General features: G+C 42.9%; 16 protein-coding genes. 5 read left to right on the plus strand and 11 right to left on the minus strand.

Annotated elements, in window-relative coordinates:
- Positions 1–428 precede the first annotated feature (428 nt).
- Positions 429–764: a hypothetical protein gene (locus L1286_RS01755; RefSeq protein ID WP_235405217.1), complete on the minus strand. Its 336-nt coding sequence runs from the start codon at positions 762–764 to the stop codon at positions 429–431.
- 298 nt (positions 765–1,062) lie between these two features.
- Here L1286_RS01755 and L1286_RS01760 point away from each other — a divergent pair, with 298 nt between their 5' ends.
- A complete protein-coding gene (locus L1286_RS01760; protein WP_235405218.1) occupies positions 1,063–1,983 on the plus strand; it encodes a DMT family transporter in 921 nt (306 codons plus the stop codon).
- Positions 1,984–1,985: 2 nt separating this feature from the next.
- Here the strand turns inward: L1286_RS01760 and L1286_RS01765 are convergent, their stop codons facing one another.
- The 9 genes from L1286_RS01765 to L1286_RS01800 all read right to left on the minus strand — a co-directional run bounded on the left by L1286_RS01765 (position 1,986) and on the right by L1286_RS01800 (position 11,380).
- Positions 1,986–2,288, minus strand: a complete 303-nt coding sequence (locus tag L1286_RS01765; RefSeq protein ID WP_235405219.1) for a DUF962 domain-containing protein — start codon at positions 2,286–2,288, stop codon at positions 1,986–1,988.
- A gap of 66 nt (positions 2,289–2,354) precedes the next feature.
- Entirely contained in the window at positions 2,355–5,495 is a 3,141-nt protein-coding gene (locus L1286_RS01770; protein WP_235405220.1) for an efflux RND transporter permease subunit, read from the minus strand.
- Between the two features lie 11 nt (positions 5,496–5,506).
- Positions 5,507–6,694, minus strand: coding sequence for an efflux RND transporter periplasmic adaptor subunit (locus L1286_RS01775; protein ID WP_235405221.1), 1,188 nt, complete (start codon positions 6,692–6,694; stop codon positions 5,507–5,509).
- Between the two features lie 271 nt (positions 6,695–6,965).
- Positions 6,966–7,319: a hypothetical protein gene (locus L1286_RS01780; protein WP_235405222.1), complete on the minus strand. Its 354-nt coding sequence runs from the start codon at positions 7,317–7,319 to the stop codon at positions 6,966–6,968.
- A 163-nt stretch (positions 7,320–7,482) separates the two neighbouring features.
- Entirely contained in the window at positions 7,483–7,611 is a 129-nt protein-coding gene (locus L1286_RS24070) for a hypothetical protein (RefSeq protein WP_268831907.1), read from the minus strand.
- 205 nt (positions 7,612–7,816) lie between these two features.
- Positions 7,817–8,290: a GNAT family N-acetyltransferase gene (locus L1286_RS01785; protein WP_235405223.1), complete on the minus strand. Its 474-nt coding sequence runs from the start codon at positions 8,288–8,290 to the stop codon at positions 7,817–7,819.
- A 17-nt stretch (positions 8,291–8,307) separates the two neighbouring features.
- Positions 8,308–8,790, minus strand: coding sequence for a GNAT family N-acetyltransferase (locus L1286_RS01790; RefSeq protein WP_235405224.1), 483 nt, complete (start codon positions 8,788–8,790; stop codon positions 8,308–8,310).
- Positions 8,791–8,957: 167 nt separating this feature from the next.
- Entirely contained in the window at positions 8,958–9,407 is a 450-nt protein-coding gene (locus tag L1286_RS01795; protein ID WP_235405225.1) for a YaiI/YqxD family protein, read from the minus strand.
- 89 nt (positions 9,408–9,496) lie between these two features.
- Positions 9,497–11,380 carry a methyl-accepting chemotaxis protein gene (locus tag L1286_RS01800; RefSeq protein WP_235405226.1) on the minus strand — a complete coding sequence of 628 codons (1,884 nt, stop codon included), beginning with the start codon at positions 11,378–11,380 and terminating at the stop codon, positions 9,497–9,499.
- 84 nt (positions 11,381–11,464) lie between these two features.
- On the opposite strand from L1286_RS01800, the gene L1286_RS01805 reads away from it, so the two are divergent.
- Positions 11,465–12,601, plus strand: coding sequence for a porin (locus L1286_RS01805; RefSeq protein ID WP_235405227.1), 1,137 nt, complete (start codon positions 11,465–11,467; stop codon positions 12,599–12,601).
- Between the two features lie 477 nt (positions 12,602–13,078).
- Here the strand turns inward: L1286_RS01805 and L1286_RS01810 are convergent, their stop codons facing one another.
- Positions 13,079–13,879 (minus strand): helix-turn-helix transcriptional regulator, encoded by an 801-nt coding sequence (locus L1286_RS01810; RefSeq protein WP_235405228.1) that lies wholly within the window; start codon positions 13,877–13,879, stop codon positions 13,079–13,081.
- 116 nt (positions 13,880–13,995) lie between these two features.
- Here L1286_RS01810 and L1286_RS01815 point away from each other — a divergent pair, with 116 nt between their 5' ends.
- The 3 genes from L1286_RS01815 (at position 13,996) to L1286_RS01825 (ending at position 19,290) form a co-directional block, all read left to right on the plus strand.
- The gene (locus L1286_RS01815) at positions 13,996–14,412 is read left to right on the plus strand and encodes a hypothetical protein (protein ID WP_235405229.1); all 417 of its coding nucleotides are present in this window, start codon (positions 13,996–13,998) and stop codon (positions 14,410–14,412) included.
- A 65-nt stretch (positions 14,413–14,477) separates the two neighbouring features.
- Complete coding sequence (locus L1286_RS01820) at positions 14,478–14,999, plus strand: GNAT family N-acetyltransferase (protein WP_235405230.1); 522 nt, start codon at positions 14,478–14,480, stop codon at positions 14,997–14,999.
- A gap of 73 nt (positions 15,000–15,072) precedes the next feature.
- Positions 15,073–19,290: a DEAD/DEAH box helicase gene (locus L1286_RS01825; protein ID WP_235405231.1), complete on the plus strand. Its 4,218-nt coding sequence runs from the start codon at positions 15,073–15,075 to the stop codon at positions 19,288–19,290.
- Positions 19,291–19,344 lie beyond the last annotated feature (54 nt).

Here is a 19,344-nt window from a genome sequence, read left to right on the forward strand (position 1 = left end):
ACAGATGATTGCTTCATATTTTTAAAGAACAGTGTAACTAACCTTGGTTAGCTACCGCAGCGCTTTGCTGCGAAGTGGAGCGCCATATTAACCGCTTCATTTTTAAAGTCAACTAGAAAATTTAATTTTTTAAATCAACCTTTCAATTTAACTTTGCCCTTCACTTTGCATCTCGCTGTTGTGCGTGTCGCTCCGTGTCAGTGGGTGCGCATTATAGGGAACTCCCGAAATAGTGCAAGCACTTTTTTTATTTTATTGACGGTGAGTTTTACAATAGCTTTGAGGGTAGTATGAATGTCTAAAACAAAACCAGAATCGTCAACTTACAACGCGGTATTCATCTCGAATTTACACTATCAAGCAGATTATGCTTTGCTAGCGTTTCTGCGATTAACGTTAAATATTCAGTAACACATAAATAGGCACTTTTAACAAAATGCCTCTCTATAAAAATAATGCTTTCTTTTAAGCTTGGTATCACCATTGGTGATAATCTCCATGGCACCCTCATTATCAAGTGCAACATTGAAATCCGTTATCCCTCGCTTTATATCTAGCTGCATCTCTAGTTCAGCTTGCGACCAAGATTGGCCAAAACCAACTGACAAGTTATCTAAATTTTCGACATCTTCGTTCAACCTATACGCCGACCCCGGAAATATCTGAGTTAAAGTGAGTGCAACAATCTGCTTTTCATGCAATAAAAAAGCGAACATTGGCTTATCTGTTTTATTGATAAATGTCACAGTAACTTTTGCAGACATTGCGATTCCCTCGTTCTGAATAATCTATGTGCAACTATAGGGATATTCAGATTAAAAGCAATTACGGGCCATTACAGTCCATTGTGTAATATGAAGTAATCCGATTGGCTGCCATAGAAATATACAGAGCAGCGAATTACTGGCTTTTCTACAACTGCTTTAAAAATCACTTCAATCAGTGAGTCAAAGTTTGTACAATCAACATTCACGCCGAACGCCAGCTCAACACACCTGGACATTAAAATAAGGTATAACCTGAACACTTTTGCTTCAGAAAATGCCATTCATAAGGGATCACATGACTACAACTACTTTAGAAGCCTCATCAAAAGAAACGACCATAATTATTGCATTGGTCAGTGCAATGCTCGTTTGGGGCTCAAGCTGGATATCAGGGAAAATAATTGCTGATATGGCACCTTCACAAGTCACGGTGTTTTATCGAATCGCATTGGCAGTACTGAGCATGTTGCCAACTTTATATCTGATGCAGAAATTCAAGTTAATTGAATTGCGCTATTCAAATAAAGCACTATTGTGGTCACTACCAGCCGGGGCGTTAATGGCAGTTTACAATCAGTTCTTTTTCATGGGCCTATTAGACGGCCTACCTGGTAAAGGGGGAATGCTTGTCACCACCACCAATCCCATTTTTACTTTTATGCTTAGTTTCATATTGTTTCGTATGACTCTTGCAACGAAACAGATTATGGGACTCGTATTTGGGTTTATTGGTGGTTTATTGATGATTGAGGTTTGGCACTTTAATACCGCAGAGATATTTGCATCAGGTAACGCTTTTTTCTTGCTGGCGTCAATTACCTGGGCGGCGTTAACTTTAATCAGCAAGCAAGGTACCAAATTCTCGGACTTTTTAACTTTTAGTACATTAATGTATCTGTGGGCAACCATACTTAGCTACATATTTGCTTATGAACACAAGCCGTTTAGCAACATCAGCAGTTACTCTAGTACCTATTGGTATCACATGCTGTATTTATCTATTGTAGTGATTAGTATTGCGACAACCATTTTCTTTTTGGCAACGCAAAAGCTAGGGGCAAACCGTTCAAGCTCCTTTATCTTCATAGTACCAGTAACAGCGATGGGTTTATCTGTGTGGTATTTTGGCGAGCAGCTCAGTTTGGCCGTTTCAGTAGGCGGTGCATTTGCGTTATGCGCAGTTTACCTATTGAACCAGCCTTCAAAAAATAAGTGAGCCTAAATACTGACTTTTCGGGTGATGATATCCCTAAACATCACCCAGTCTGCGAAAAAGCTATATAAAGGGTATGTGAACGTCGCAGGTTTGTTTCCCTCATAACAAAAATGACCAAACCACGCAAAACCATAACCGAACAAAGGCGCAAGCAGTATCAAAGCCCAATATTGTGTCATTAAGCAAATTAACAGTACCAACAATACACAGGAAGAACCGATAAAATGCATCCGCCGGCAGTACCGATTCTGATGTTGTTGCAAGTAAAATGGATAGAATTCCCCAAAGTTTTTGAACTTGCGCATCTATTTACCTCGCTAAAATAAACAAAAGCCCCAAATAAGGGCCCTTGAAGTGCCTTGATTCAATGACTATCCACCTGCCCTAGCAGCCCTGCGCGAGAAAAATGCATAGAAGCATGGAAGGACATACAATGTAAATAAGGTTGAACTTATTAACCCCCCAATGACAACCACGGCAATCGGCTTCTGCAACTCCGAGCCAACCCCTGTAGCCAATAACATAGGTAGCAGGCCCAAAGCAGAAGTTAGCGCAGTCATCAACACTGGCCTCAATCGTGAAACCGCACCATCCAGTACTGCATCATGAACATGCTGAGTACCACAACGGCCGTTTATGCTCTCCACCAAGACTACCCCATTGAGTACAGCAACCCCAAACAACGTAATGAACCCTACAGAACTCGCAACTGAAAGGTGTAATCCAGAATAGTACAATGCGAGAATACCTCCAACAGCAGCCAAAGGAATATTGACTAGTATCAGGGCCGATTGCCCAACGGATCCAAATGCCAGCAGCAACAGTAATGCAATCAATAAAATGGACAATGGTACAATCAACTTAAGACGATTTTGCGCTCTTTGTTGACGCTCAAATTGACCGCCTATCACCATCGTATAACCTGCTGGTAAGTCAACGTTATTCGCAACCAACTGACGAATATCCTTTACCACTGAACCCATATCACTACCATGCACGTTTGCTTGAATAACAACTCGCCTTTGCACATCATCGCGCCTAATTTGTGGGGTTCCAGTTCCAAACTTAATCTCAGCAACATCTCCCATTCTAACCCAAGCCCCAGTGGGTGACAGCAAGGTTAAATCTGCAATCGCCGCAGGAGTATTACGAAACTTTTGCGCGAGGCGCACATATATATCGTAGCGTTCATTGCCCTTGACAACCTGACCACTGTGTTGGCCTCCAATGCCCTCATTGACTATCGACATAACATCTGCAACCGATAGCCCAAACTTTGATAGTGCTTGCCGATTTGGGGTTATGATTAGTTGAGATTCGCCTGTAATTTGCTCTAACGCAACGTCCGTAATCCCTTCGACTTCTCTGATCACTTGTTCCAGCTCAGCCCCCTTCAAAGCCAAAACGTCTAAATCAGGACCCAATAATTTAATCGCTAACTGGGCTTTAACACCGGAAAGTAGCTCATCAACACGTGTTGCGATGGGCTGCGAAAAGTTAAGTAAAACTCCAGGAAATACGCTCAGGCTATTTTTCATTAGTCCTTGTAATTGCACTCTATTAGTCGCACTTTGCCATTGCTCTTGTGGCTTAAGGCCTATGTATATCTCAATATTGTTGACAGGTTCGGGATCACCGCCAATCTCAGCGCGTCCGATTCTACTGAGTGCATACGTTACTTCAGGGAATGCCAAAAGCTTTTCTTCCAATTTTGGCGTCAGCGTTAACGCAGTATCAAGGCTTGCTGAGGATGCTAAGGTAACACGCAAATTAATCGTGCCCTCTTCTAATTCAGGTACAAATTCAGTCCCAATTTTAGATGCTAAAGAAATACTGATAGTGAATAGCATACACAATCCTAATATCAGTAACTTTTTGTACGCGATCACTTTGGACAAACTCGCGCGATAGTTTTTTTCTAACCAGTCTACAAGCCAGTTTCGCTTTGCTCTGAAACCTCGACGATACGCAATGCTTGCCAATGCAGGAATACCAAATAGCGCAATAATTATCGCAAAGACAACCGCTAACATAATACTCATCGCCATTGGTTCAAACATCTTCGCTTCTACACCTTCAAAGCTGAATAATGGCGCAAATACGATGAGTATAATCAACGACGCAAAAAAAATAGACCGAGCAACTTCATGCGCCGCGCTAACAATCAACTCCGATAAATTACACTGCTTACCCGGCTCTATATTGCTTGATGCAGATATCTTTTTGATCACGTTTTCCGTCATAACCACAGAGCCATCTACTAGCATGCCTATAGCAATTGCGATTCCACCCAATGACATTAAATTCGCTGACATCCCCAACCATACCATTGCCATCAACGCCAAACCGACCGACAATGGGATAGAAATAAGCACCAGTAACGTGGCTCTCAGATTTAATAAAAATAACGTAAGTACAATCGTGATAAAGATAAATGCTAACCCAAGTGCTTTGACGACCGTCATAACCGCCTGCTCAACTAGATCGGCTTGATCGTAAAATGGGGTTAGTTTCACTCCCTTAGGTAATGCGCTTTCTATGTGTGCTAAACGTGCGTAAATAGCATCAATAGTTTGTTTGCTATTGGCCCCACTACGCTTAAGAACCACACCAGAAACCACTTCTCCCAGCGCGACAGGCTGACCATTTTCATCTCGTTTAGTCATTGTCACGGCACCTTGGCGAATTTCAGCACCAAACTGCACTTTCGCAACGTCTGAAATAGTCACCACCGCACCATTTACAACTTTAACCGGTACTTGTGCTATTTGTTCAAGCCCCTGCTCACCACTTTGAAACCAACCCGCACCTCTTATAACCAGTTGCGCTTGTCCCCTATCCATATACCAACCACCAACATTCACATTGTTGTTCTGCAATGCTGTTTGAATATCAGCCTGACTTAGCTGATATGCTAACATCCTTCTAGGATTCAAGTTCACTTGGTACTGTCGAACTTCACCACCAAAAGATAATACCTCTGTTACTCCTTCGATTGGCATAAGCAGTAATTTAACCAGCCAATCATTCAGACTTCTTAACGCCACTTGGTCGTACCCTGAGTCTGATTCGGCGAGTAATAAATACTGAAAAACTTGCCCTAGCCCAGAGGTATTTGGCCCCAGTTTAGGTGTCCCTAAACCCTTAGGAATGGCTTCTCTGGCATCTTGCAGGCGTTCAAAAACTAACTGCCTTGCAAAATATACGTCTGTATCACCTGTAAAAACTACCGTAACACCTGAAAGCCCCGTTTTAGAGATCGATCTGACTTTCTCTACATTCGGTAACGCATACATAGCGGCCTCAATCGGGTAAGTAATTAGCTGCTCTACCTCTTTGGCAGCAAGCCCCGGTGCTTCTGTGTTCACGACCACTTGAACATTGGTGACATCTGGGAATGCATCTAGATTTAACCTTTGAATAGAAAACGCACTTAAAATTGCCATCAAGACCATCGCAATGACGACTAGATAACGATTTGTGACCGACCACAGAATCAGTTTATTTAACACTGTTTCACCCCTTAATGATTGTGCGGATCAAAGCCGCTTTTTGCGAACTCAGAAGCGATGAAAAATGCACCTTTCACGGCAATTCGGCTCCCTTCGGGTAAACCATTAATTATCCGTAATTGATTAATTTGCGTTCCTAATTGAACGGGTAATGGTAAGAAGGACTTATCCGGCTGTTCAACAAAGACCACCCAATTAAGATCAACATCTTTTATGACCGCAGATTCAGGCACTAGCATCTCTTTGTGTTGAGATGACACAACAAAGCTCACATCCACAAACATGCCCGCATGTAACGTGTCACCTTCATTGGCAACAGAAAGCCTCACTACTTTAGTGCGTGTTTGCGTATCAATCGTGTGTGTTTGTTGTATGATCTGAGCAGCGTAATCACGACTTTCTAAAGATACGAATGCACGCGTTACTTGCTCTAAATTTAGTGTGGTATTTACAGATAGCTTAGCCTCAACCCACAGTGTCTTTTCATCTGCCAATAACATGAGCTCACTGCCAGCTGAAATCCGTTGCCCCTGTGAAAAACTGTCTTTCAAGACCACACCGGCCTGCTTTGCAACAAGCGTGTATTGACCCAATGTATCACTTGCTGGTGATGTTAGTTTTTGTATCGCGGCATCACTCAGCCCCAACGCAACTAGCTGGCCATATGCTGCATTAAATCGTGTTTTAGCAGCCAAACGTTCGCGTTCACTCACCGTTTCAGGGCCCAGCCGAGCAGTTCTTTGCCAGTCATTTTTTGCCAGTAAGTAATCAGCTTGTGCCCGTGCCATTTCTTGGCTAAACAAGGTAACAAGCTTTTGGCCTGTCTCAACTTTCTCTCCTAACACCACATAACGACTCACGACCACTGATTCCGTGCGGGGAGACACGATATAACTGGTATATCCGTTTGCCTTTACTTCTGCAGGTGCAGTATATATTTGCTCATAAAAGTTCGCGTTGATTGGTGCAACTTCAACCTCAGCCAACAATTTTTGCTCTTTACTCAACAAAATACTTGAGTGTTGCACTTGCTCACTGTGGTCGCCTTCTTCGTGAACATGTTGAGGATGCTCTGCGTGTTGTTGATTTTGTTCAGGGTGACGCGTTAATGAGCTTTCATGCTCATCTAAATTTGCTAAAGAAAATGTGCTGTGTATCAAAATAAAAAATATGAAGCATCGCTTTAGTTTAATGCTCATGAGTAGAACCTCCATTTTCCCCCTACAAAGCAGCTTTTGCCAATAAGACTAACTGCAGCCCTTTGGGAGGAATGAAAATCATGCATAACGTAGTCTCTACACCACATATACTGTGCTGCGCTAAGGCATGATTATTTGTACGAACGATCGTTCGTAACACCTTATGTTAAGTCGGGCATAGTTTCTTGCCCATCACTCAACTTTTAAACCATTACTGAGATCTCTTTCCACTTTAAAGGAGATGCTGCGCAGCAATGAAAAAATACAGATGTTAGGACAAAATTGGAGGCTTGAATTTGGACTCAATTCTTTTACGCACCTGTCTATCAGGCGCACTAAATATCGCGAATGAAATATCCAATGAAGAGTGTGTTTGGGTCTCGAAACTCACCCAAGAGGTGTGACTACCGGAACAATGTCCACAATGATGACAATCTTGAACAGCATGTCCATGCTCATCAAATTTAACAGAGGTGGAAATTTGTTCATCGTGCTGGTGAGTGTGACTAGATTGCAGGTGCTTTGCATCAACTGGGTGGAATTCAGAGATAGATGCGACAGACAAAACGGATTGCAATGCAACCACGGTGATAAGTATCGCGTAAATTAGGGCTCTGAAGTTCAATCTCACACCTTAGTATGAACAAAAAATGCAATGCAAATATAAATAGCGATTACCATAAAGTCAACCGGATCGTGTTTAAAAACTCCAGCAAACCATTGTTATGTAATAACATTATCCATAAACTATTGCGTGAATTAAAATATCCTCACATGTTAGCGACACCTCAAAACCCGTCAACCAAACATGCATAACTCACGTATTGACTGTCTGGGCCCAGAATACTCAACGCTTCCCCTTCGCTGGTATTATTTACAAATGGAATGTATCTAACAACACGATCTAACCTGCGCATACCTTTTACGTGTATATTAGGTTTGATCGTACAGAGGGATAAAATGGCTGTATTGCATTACATGTAAACTGCACTATCTCAATACATGCACCAAAATAAAAAAACCTGACGTTGCTAACATATGTAAAAACCTATCTAACTTGAGTTGCTTTTGTGGGCTCGATTTAATGTATAGTACAAAACACTATAGAACCGATGACCACACTCATAATCGAACATTCATCAGTAGTACGCGATAACCTTTTGAGTCAGCCTCAAACATAGGCTCAAACCCAAGTTTTCGATAAAGCCCGCCCGTCAAATCCTCAGTTTGCAAATATAGTGTCTCAATCCCCTTATCTTTCGCGTGCTCAATTAAAAATTGCACCAAGCGGTGCGCTAAGCTTTTGCCCCTTGCTTTAGATGCAACATATACCCCACCAATCCAATGTTCGAATTGAAGATATTCTTCCATTTCATGTAATTTGAGCTCAGCGGTCCCCAAAAGCTCGCCACCTTGGAGTGCAATTACATTTATGGGTAAAGTGCCTTTTTTGAGCGCACTTTCTAGCTTATCAGTCACTTCTTGAAGTGAATATCGGCCACTTTGCTCGCACCATTCTCGATAGTACCACATGGCAATTTTCGGAACATACTGTGGTTTTTCTGCCAAATTACAAAAAACTATTTCCTTGTTCATAAATTAATCCTATCAATTTACTCTAACCATTTGTACATAATATAGCTATCAACTAAACCAAGGCGTGCATGACGATATGCGTTGGGAATTGTGCCAATGATCTCAAACCCTAACTTTTGCCATAAAGAAACGGCTATTTGGTTACTTGAAACAACCGAGTTGAACTGCATGGCACGAAACCCAAGCGCTAATGCCTGCTGCTGAGAATGTTCACACAAAGATCTTGCTAAGCCTTTTCCCCGAGCTTTAGGAGAGACCATATAGCCACAGTTGCAAATATGATCACTCGGCCCCATCCCATTGGCCTTTATGTAATAACTTCCCAACACTTGATCATTTTCTGCATATACGAATGAATTGAGGGATTGTTCACACCACAGGCGATACGCGAAAGCTTCATCCATTTGTGGATCAAATGCGTAGGTTTCTTGCTGGACGATAACCTCTTTGAAAGTTGGCCAAAATGCAGCAAAGTCTTGCTCCGTCATCACCCTAATCATGGTTAAATACTCCTAAATCCAATAAAATTATTACTGTGCTATTTGCGCAGTTCAGACTAAATAATGCACATAGAATCAGATAAATGGCAAGAAACAAAGCGCGATATTAGGAGAGTGCAAACAACCTGCATAGGTGGTCAAGTTGCTTGCTTAAAAAGCGGCGTTTATTAAGTCTGGTGCTGTTGTAACCATCTGTCCAAACAATTGGCAAATTGCTGTTTTTCCCCTTGGCTTAATGGTGGAGGACCGCCAGTTTGTACGCCACTACTTCTGAGGGTATCCATAAAATCACGCATGTTAAGGCGACCACGAATATTTTCAGGTGTATACATTTCACCTCGAGTACTAAGTGCCAGCCCCCCTTTCTCAATGACTTCAGCAGCAAGAGGAATATCACTCGTCACCACTAGATCGCCAGCGGCCATACGCTTAACAATCTCATTGTCTGCCACGTCGAATCCTGCACTCACCTGTAACTTACAAATGTAAGGAGATGCGGGTGTTTTTAAATATTGGTTGGCAACTAGAGTTACTGTCACTTTCGTTCTTACAGCAGCTCGAAATAACATTTCCCTTATCACAACAGGGCACGCATCAGCATCAACCCAAATAGCCATACTTTTTCTCCTCTACAAAAGCGGTGGGCTGTAATTTATCCGGCATGATACGCATATTTGTAACATCTGCATATAGTCGCTTTATCGCGTCATAAGGTGAACTTCGACAGTAATGCCTCCTGTTCATGGGATTGTTCTGCCAATTCTTGACTCGCTTGATACTGCTGACTGGCAAAGCTGTCCACTTCCACGCTGATATCATTAATGTTTGCCGTGTTTTTATTTATCTCTTCTATGACAACACTTTGCTCTTCAATTGCTGTCGCGATCTGAATATTCCTATCCATGATGTCTTTCACTGATTCAGAAATTTCATTCAGCATTTGTGTGGCATGTTCAGTTTGTTCCACACATTGAAGTGTTTTATCTCTGCTTGCCCCCATGGCATTTTGTACTTGGTTTGAAGATACTTGTATTTGCTCAATCATACTCTTAATTTCGGTAGTAGACTCTTGCGTTTTGGTCGCCAAAGACCTGACTTCATCTGCAACGACTGCAAACCCCCGCCCTTGTTCACCAGCACGTGCGGCTTCAATGGCTGCGTTTAAAGCCAGTAAGTTTGTTTGCTCTGCGATACCATTAATCACAGATAAAATATTTTCTATACTATGGCTATACTCTGCTAGCTGAGTACTCATTGCATGCGATTCATTAATTTCTTCAGACAGCGCTGAAATTTCGTTTTTAGTTTCTAAAAATACCTGTTGGCCGTCTCGAGTCTTGTCATTGACAGTCGTAATTGAGCTTGCCGCATTTTGCGCACTGCCTGCTATTTCACTAGATGTCGTGCTCATCTCATGCATCGCTGTAGCCAAGCTTTCTACGAGACCTACCTGTTCCTGTAATCTGGAACTAGATTGTGTTGACAACTCTCTCGCCGCTTCACTGCTAGATACCACAATGTCGGTACCTTGTTTCACCTGCGTCACTAACTGATGCAACGATGCAAGAAACACATTGAACTGCCTCGCTACTTTGCCGCATTCATCATCATTTTTTATTTTGAGCCTCTGCGTTAGGTCGCCACTGCCCGATGCAATATTCGTAATCGCCGCCTCAAGCTCTTTGAGTGGCTTCAATAGATGAACCGCCAGTGCTCGAATACTCAAGGACCCTAGAACAATGCCTAATATAGCGATGATAAATGTGTTAAATGTCAAACTATTGAGCGCTTTATAGACTTTGTTTTTGTCCAACATAACCGCCAAATACCACTCGTTTCCATACTGATCATCCAATGGATAGTAGTACATAATTTTATCGTCTCCAGCCACCTCAACTTCTAGCACGGTCTTAGTTTTAGATAGTGATAAGTTGGGTGAGATATCCTTGAGAGTTTTGCCGTTTAAGTCTGTCTGCTGGTGAGAGATAATAGTGCCTTCTCTATCGACTAAAAATGCAAAGCCCGTATGGTCAAAATCTACGGCATTGATACTGTTTGCGATGGTAGCTAGGCTAAGATCACCACCAATCACGCCTCGAAACGACCCAGTATGATTTACTGGAGAAACAACCGACAATAGCAATTCTCCCGTTGCCGCATCGATATAGGGACTGGTAAATACTGTTTTGCCACTTTGACGAGCGAGCGAATACCATGGACGTTGACGAAAATCGACTCCGGGTGGGTTTTGTCTGTTGGGATTATTCGATCTCAGCCCTGTTTCATCTTCAACCGTGCCGAAAGCCAGTAAAAATGAGTCTTTAAAAAATGGTGTATCCAGCGCCAATTGAAACTTTTCTGTACTGAAGTCGGCATCTAGTTGTGTTTTAACCACATGAATTTGCGATGCCTTTTGAGATAACCAATTGTCTATGCCTATTGCCAGTAGCTTGGTGGTATCTGCCACGTATGCCGCTGTTTTTTGCTTCATGGAGTCATTGATAAACCAATAGGTCGTGCCACTGATCACCAGAATAATGAGAAACACCACCAGCGCAGAAGCGACTGAAAACTTGGTTCTAATCTTCATATTTGTTCGCCAGAAAAAAAATCAGTCAACACCGCAAAGTGTTGTCTATAATTCGCTTTATCGCAACTAATTGGTTTAAAGACTATGAAAACAGCGACTCGCTCTCTTATTGCCGTTTTGCTCTCATCTTCATTGGTACAACAATCTCTAGAAGCAAAAGAAAATAGCCCAGTCACCATGGAAGACATCAAAGCACTAGAAGCCCAGCTCGCTGAACTAAAACGACGATTTTTACAACAATCTCCTCAGAAACCTGAACCACAACCAAAACCAATCAAAACCAAACAACCCTCAAAGACACTCCATTCAGTTGATGTATACGCCACTATGCGTCCTACATTTGGTCGCATTGAAGACCGTGGTGAAAATCAATACGACGTTAGAGATGCACTGTCCCATGCTGGAGTCAAGGCAACGCACCGATTCAACGACGACTGGGCAGCGGAGTTACATGGAGAATGGAGTATTGATGTACAAAACACAGGCGAATTTGGCCGCTCTAGACGCGCTTATACAGCCCTGATTACCCCCATAGGTCGTTTCGGTATAGGTAAACAACGCCCGGCCCAATATTTGTTTATCGCCGAGTATGTAGACATATTTAATCATGCCAATAGCCCCTACGCGTATGACCCTGAAAGTATCTTTTTTGTTGATAACTTATTGAGCTATAGAGTAGAAAGTGGTCCTCTGACTTTTGTGGCCGTTGGTCAGTTTGATGGCGCTGGCAATGACAATAACAATGATCTGTTCAATGCGGGATTAAGCTATGACAAAGATGGGCTGCACGCCGCTGTTACATACCAAATGAATGAAGTATACGATCAACAAACACACCTAGGAGAAAACGCTATCTGGGCCGCCGCATTTGCCTATGATTTTACCGATAGATTCTACGGTGCAGTTGCCTATCAAGATAAAACCTACGAGCGTCACAATACCGCAGATAGGGATGGCTCTACGTTTGATTTATCATTTGCTTATAAACTCAGTAAATTTTACAAACTAAAAACAGGCTACTTTGATTTTGACGATGGCTTTGGCGATGGTGACCCGAATAACCAAAGCTTTGACGGGTTTAATATCACTTTAGAATGGTTGCCCACACCGCCACTGCGTGTCCACCTAGAATACTTAACCAAGTCATATGCCAACGATCAAGACTTTGATTCATTGTCAGTTGGCTTTAGATATGATTTTAGGACCTCTATACAATATTAAATACGTATTTTGTTCGGCTGTGGTCCACTATAGGCGTGTAGATCAAGCACATTAAATTTTGCTGCGTATACTTACCCATGGATACCGGACACAGTAAAAGTATCCGATTTAACAGGCGCGCGGCCTATGGCGCGCCTTACGATATAGAACTTCCTTGCCTATAAAAGCTGCGCCCACGCGCATGCTTCTGGCTGATTAGTCAAAAGGGACAATAATTCCCCTTCAATTACTCTCTCTTGTTCAGGTGGTTTTTCATTTCTCCACATACCCTCTTAACTCAGTGCCACACAGGTGCGCTAGACCAAGTCAAACCGAATTAATTATCGGATATGGTATCGCATGCTATCAGTATTATCGTTTTACACCACATTTAATGCTCTCAGTGAAGGCTGTGGTTAAACAAAGTTAATCGACGACACCCAATGCACACACTCAATCTCATCGGCCCCTGAAAAAATTAATAAATGCGTAAGAAAATCAGGTCAATGCCCTGTGACTTTTGTGCGTTTTACGCCAAGCTGCTGGCGTCAGTCCCATATGTTTTTTAAACTGGCGAATAAAGTGAGTGGTATCACTCCATCCCAACTGCTCTGCAAGTTGACTCACAGGAAGCGATGTATGTAACAGCTGTGCGCATGCTTGAGACAAACGTTTTTGCGTGATCCACTCTCCCACAGTAAACTCTGTTTCACTTTTGAATAATGAAGCCAAGTATGGCGCACTGAGATGAATTGCGTCACTGACTTCTCGAAGCCCGATCGGCTGCAAGTAATTCGCCTGAATGAAAGCCATAGCCTGCTCTATTTTATCGTTGTATCTGACGTGCTGTACCTCTGAAGCACACGCTTGGCTTAACTCATTCAAAAGCAGAATCACAAAACTTCGTTGTACCTCTAGGCTTAACATCTGATTGTGTACTGTTATTAACTCTTTAAATAATGACTGAATAAACTCGCGTCGTGAAGGGTCTGTGTTAAAAGCCGGCAATGCCCCACGCTTGACATTGTCATATGGCACCATCAGATCACTTTGCGCCAAATCCAAACAATCAGGGCAAAAACTTAACCACATTACATGTAACCCTTGCCCTTTAAGTAACGAATGAGGCACACCAGGCGGGACCACGCTAAACATCCCTGACGAAACTTCAAAAGGTTGGCGATGTGCAATGGTCAAAGATCCTGACACTAAAAACGATAAAACGCATTCGGCATGTGTACCGTGCTTTTGTGACACAAGCGACGCTAGTCGCTCTTCACCAACAGTCAGTGCATGCATGCTCACCTCCAAAATATTAAAATAAGCCGATCACTGCCAAAAAACAGCCATTTTTTACCCTATTACGCGAGGATAAAATCATCACATCTTAAAAAAAGCTGATCTAAAGGTATATTATGCTGGATACATCAACAACCATAAACTTCTCTATTGCGCTGATGGGACTCACCTTACATATTTTAATTTGGGAAAAGCTACCTGAATGGGGAAGCTGGTTTAATAGGCTTATTGCACATTTGCCCAAACCACTAGCCTATCTTTATGAATCTTGGCATTACCCCTATTGCTTTGGCTTTTGGGCAGCATTGGCGCTGCATATGCTTACAGGGCAATACACGCTAAACTCGCTTCAAGCATCGCCTATTTATTTAGGTGTAGCAACACAACCAATAGCTTTGTTTCTCGATGCGTTAGTGTCTGCCTTGCTAATCTTTGTGGGAAGTCTACTCATTAAAGCGCTCTCTGGACCCGCACTTGAGGGCCATCAAAAAACGATGGCATTTAAACAGGTCCAGCGTACACAAAACAACTAAATTTAAACTATCGACAACATTATCGTGCAGTATGACCGTTGCTGCCACGATACAGGAGGCACGGTATGAACACGCTCTTTTCAACCCCTCGTCTGGATTTTTATTGTTGTAAATCTTTACTTTGCAGGCCGGGTAACGCGCATTACATCACCAGTATATTGTCAGCGCGAACGACGGCTTTTCTACCCAAAGACTGGCAAACTAGTCCAGAGGCGGACAAAGCGTTTAAGTGGTTAAACGAGAAATTGCTGGATAGCGAAATTTTTATCGCACTGCCTCGTAATACACTAAGTAACAATGCAAAAACTTTGAATGCACCACCTCTCGGTTTATTCATTGCCCACATTGAGCAGGCGACCGCACACATTGGTTATTTGATCCACGCACCGTTTTGGCAACAGGGATACGGTAGCGAGTTACTTTCAGGATGTATCGACTATTTTCGAACTCACGCCCTAGCCAAAACCATCTATGCTGGGGTCGCCCCCAATAATCAAGGCTCAATTCGAGCACTGCAAAGGTGCCACTTTACGTTAGTCAGCCAAGGTAACCAAGACACAAATGCCTTTTACCAATTACAACTATAAAGCATGCAAAGCTTGAGACAGGGCAACGCATTTGGTACTTTGCCAACGTTAAACTGCCTACTTAGGAACAACCTTGCACTCTTTTAATCGCGCACTCACCATCACGGCAACGACCAACATCACAATAGACAAGCTGTATGCTGACTATTTAACACTCGATGATGATTATCAGATACTCGTTCAAGTTTTAGCGGTCATTTTTAAATCTGCTTCCACAATCAAAATCAAGCAAATACTGAAAAAGCTTACCGAAGAAGGGGTTATCCAACAAGGTCGACCAATGTCTGCGCTCAGCTCAGAACTTGGCACTTATCTAACGCAAAAACAACTCGCCAGTAGTGACCATTTAAACCTTCAAATTAACCCTTTGGTTGCTAACCTCGTCACCCAGCATGCTCAAAAACTAGGGCGTTTATTACCAATATTAAAGTGTGCTGAGGAATATATCCCCGTCCTCAATGCGTATGAATGGGAAAGAGATACAGAAGACGAAAACCGACTCACCCGCGACTTTTTACTGCTGGGACAATACCCCAAAGCGAAAGCGAGGCTTGGGTTTAGTAAAAACCCACAATCACTAAATATTCAAAGTAACCTCCCCTTAGCGCACTTTGTATTCTTGCCATTTCAATTAGGCTCCTTCAAAGAGCTACCAAATGACATGCAGTATCAAGCCTTTGCAACACTGTGCACTCTCCAGCATCAGTATGGCGCTGATATCAGCCTAGTCAGTGATATGCTGAAGCTTGCCGTCGAACACAATCCACGTAACCAAAACCTGCGGCTGTTACTCGCTGAGCAACTACTACTACAGGGTGATATTGACCAGGCAAGCCACTACACCAAGCCCTGTGATGTCTCCAGCTATGGACTGCAGCTAAAAGCGACCCTGTTACTTTTTAACAATGAAATGGCCTCAGCGTGCACACAGTTTAATGCCGCTTTGCAAGCACAACAAAAATACTCAAAAAAGAAAGGGCCTTATTTGAATGGCGTATTTGGCTGGTTTCATATGATTGCCTTACTCGCAACTGCGAACGGCGAAAATGATCATTACGACAAAACGATGCAACTGGCCAGTAACCAACTGACCGACAAGAAAGGCACAAAAGCTAATTACTATTTCGGTCAAATTTTTGAATGTCTTGCTGAGTCACTGTCGACAGGTGCACCTTTCATTCTCCAGTTACAAGAGCATGAACACGCGTTACAAAATAGTCCCTTTGATTACTATTCAAGTCGGTTATTTTCGTTACTCTCACTCCACTGGTGTAAACACACACTTTCAGCTGAAAATAAGAATTTATTGGCGCGATGCACTCACTTTTACCGTACAGCCAAAATACATCTACTCGAAAGGATCTCCTCCCAACTCATACCACAGGGGGATGTAGTTCAAGGTCAAATGAAGTTACTTGTGGACTTTCCTGCGCTTATTCAGCAGCAATCAGAATGGGATTTAGCGTTAGATAGGCTCTTAGCTTTGGCGCCCAAGCCTCACCATGATACTGAAAATGTATCGGTATACTCACAACAATTAATCTGGTTATTAGACGAGCACAATGGCCAAGTGAGTTTTTCCGCCAAAGTTCAAAAACGCATTCAATCAGGCTGGAGCAAAGGTAAAGCAATTTCTCTCGAAGCACTGTATTTAAACCATGCACAGATGCCTTACTTATCGGAGAGTGATATGGCGTTTGTGCAAGCAATTGACGTGGAGAAAAATTGGCATCAAACCCTCTATAGTCTTGGTGGCGTGCCCGCACTCAAAGCAGCACTACACGCTCAAAATGTATACTTGCCCAACGATTTACTTGAACCTTTAGAGATAGTTGAGCAACCTGCTCAACTATCTTTATCGCAACAAGGTGAACAACTATATTTGACGCTGCTAGATCTGCCCGATGATTTTAGGACTCGTAACTGCGTATATACGTTCAAATTCAGCGCTAGAAATAAGGGAGTATTCACTCACTTTGATGCTAAACATCTCAAGGTCGCACATATCATCGGTGAAAACGGACTACTCATTCCCGTTGCTGCAAAAGCCAAACTCATGGCGAGCATCCAAGCCGTTGCACCATTGATGAATATACAATCAGAAGTCAGTGATATAGAAATCGGCCTAGAAACTATAGAAGCTCAAACGGAACTTGTGATCAACATTAGCCCCTATTTACAAGGACTTTCTTTTTGTTGCTTCAGCATGCCTTTTGGCGAAAAAGGTCCTGCATTTCACCCCGCCGTGGGCAACGCCAATATTAGCGCAGAAATCGATGGCAGGCGTGTGGCAACAAAGCGTAATCTCGCCGCTGAGCAGGATCTATTAGACAGTCTGGATGCAAGATGTCCTGCCTTTTTAGCCATGGCAGACAATCAACTTAGTATTGCTGATTTGCAAGATGCATTAAACGCGCTTGAGCAACTAGAGCAAGCAATTAACAGTGATGCCCCTATAGCCTTTAAATTACGCTGGCCTAAAGGCAAAAAAATACAACTTTCCAAGCCTCTAGAAGCGCATCATTTGCAATTGGCCATATCAAAAAAGAATCAGTGGTTCGATATTAATGGCGAGCTGCAAATTAATGACCAACAGGTTATTGAGTTAAAAACACTATTAAAACTTGTTGAGCAAAGTCATGGTCGTTTTATTGAGTTGGACTCGCAACAAGTCGTTGCCCTATCTCACTCTCTCCATGAGCGCCTCACCCAGCTTAATCAAGGCACCGAACTCGGTAAATTTCACCCATTGGCGAGCCCACTCGTCAGCGAGGCTGTAACGGGAATGAGGATGAAAACGCTCCATGCATGGGAGCAGCAATCACAGCGAATGCAGCAAGCAAACACCTTGAACATCACCCCACCCGCAGACATGCAAGCCACTTTAAGAGATTACCAAATAACTGGGTATGATTGGGCTATGCGCCTTGCACATTGGGGCGCTGGTGCATGTTTAGCCGATGACATGGGGCTAGGTAAGACATTGCAATCGTTAGCCGTTTTATTGGCAAAAGCTAACAAAGGCCCTAGTTTGATTATTGCACCAACTTCTGTTTGCTTTAACTGGCAGCAAGAAGCAACCAAGTTTACCCCGACTCTACGGCTATTTACATTGGCGCACTTTAAATCAGGTGAACAAAGAACAGGGTTATTTGAACAGTTAGGCGCAAACGACGTACTCATCGTCAGCTATGGACTCTTGGTGCAAGACCTGACTCTACTAAAATCCATTCATTGGGAGAGCATCATAGTAGATGAAGCACAGGCGATTAAGAACCCGCTGTCAAAACGCGCTCAAGCAGCATGTGCTCTGCGAGGTCAGTTTAAAATGATCATCACGGGCACACCGATTGAAAACAACTTAACTGAACTTTGGTCGCTTTTTAGGTTTGTAAACCCGGGTTTATTAGGCAATTTAAAGCGCTTTACAGAACGCTTTATTCAGCCCATTGAAAATCGAGCAGAAAAGCCCATCGCAGCAAGGTATGCCCAACAAAACCTAAAAACACTCCTACAACCTTTTATACTTCGAAGAATGAAACACCAAGTCCTCACGGAGCTGCCAGCGCGTACGGAAATCAATCTCAACATTGAATTAAGCGATGAAGAGCAAACATTGTATGAAGCATTGAGACAAAACGCCATTGCCAATATAGCCCTCGCAAACGAACAAGAAGACGCCGGTTCTCAACACTTAACCATGTTGGCAGAGCTGACAAAGCTTAGGCAGGTGTGTTGTAATCCAAACCTCGTTGCACCAGAGTTAATGCTCAATAGCGCTAAATTAGCCAAACTTGAAGCGCTACTTGATGAGCTACGAAGAAATGGCCACAAAGCCCTAATTTTTAGTCAATTCGTTGGTCACTTACAATTGCTCAAACAGCGCTTAGATGAATTAGGGTTAACTTACCAATACCTTGATGGCTCAACTCCCGCAAAACAACGGCAACTAAGCGTCAACGCGTTTTCCAAAGGTGAAGGTGATGTCTTTCTTATTAGTCTTAAGGCAGGTGGCTCGGGGTTAAACTTAACTGCTGCAGATTATGTTATCCATATGGACCCCTGGTGGAACCCTGCTGTAGAAGCGCAGGCTTCAGATAGAGCGCATCGAATTGGCCAAATCAGACCAGTCACTATTTACAGAATGATTGCATCAAACACCATTGAAGAAAAAATACTCGCCATGCATGACCAAAAGCGCGACTTAGCCCATCAAGTGCTCTCTGGCAGTGATGCAACTCAAAAGCTCTCGGTGAAAGAAGTATTAGAGTTGCTCAAAGATACACTGTGATCAAGTGCAACGTGAATCTGAGTAGTTTGAATTGGATTGCAATAAAACTGGCGC

Origin of the sequence: Pseudoalteromonas sp. SMS1 (assembly GCF_021530565.1) — a bacterium.
In the GTDB taxonomy this organism is placed as follows: Bacteria; Pseudomonadota; Gammaproteobacteria; order Enterobacterales; family Alteromonadaceae; genus Pseudoalteromonas.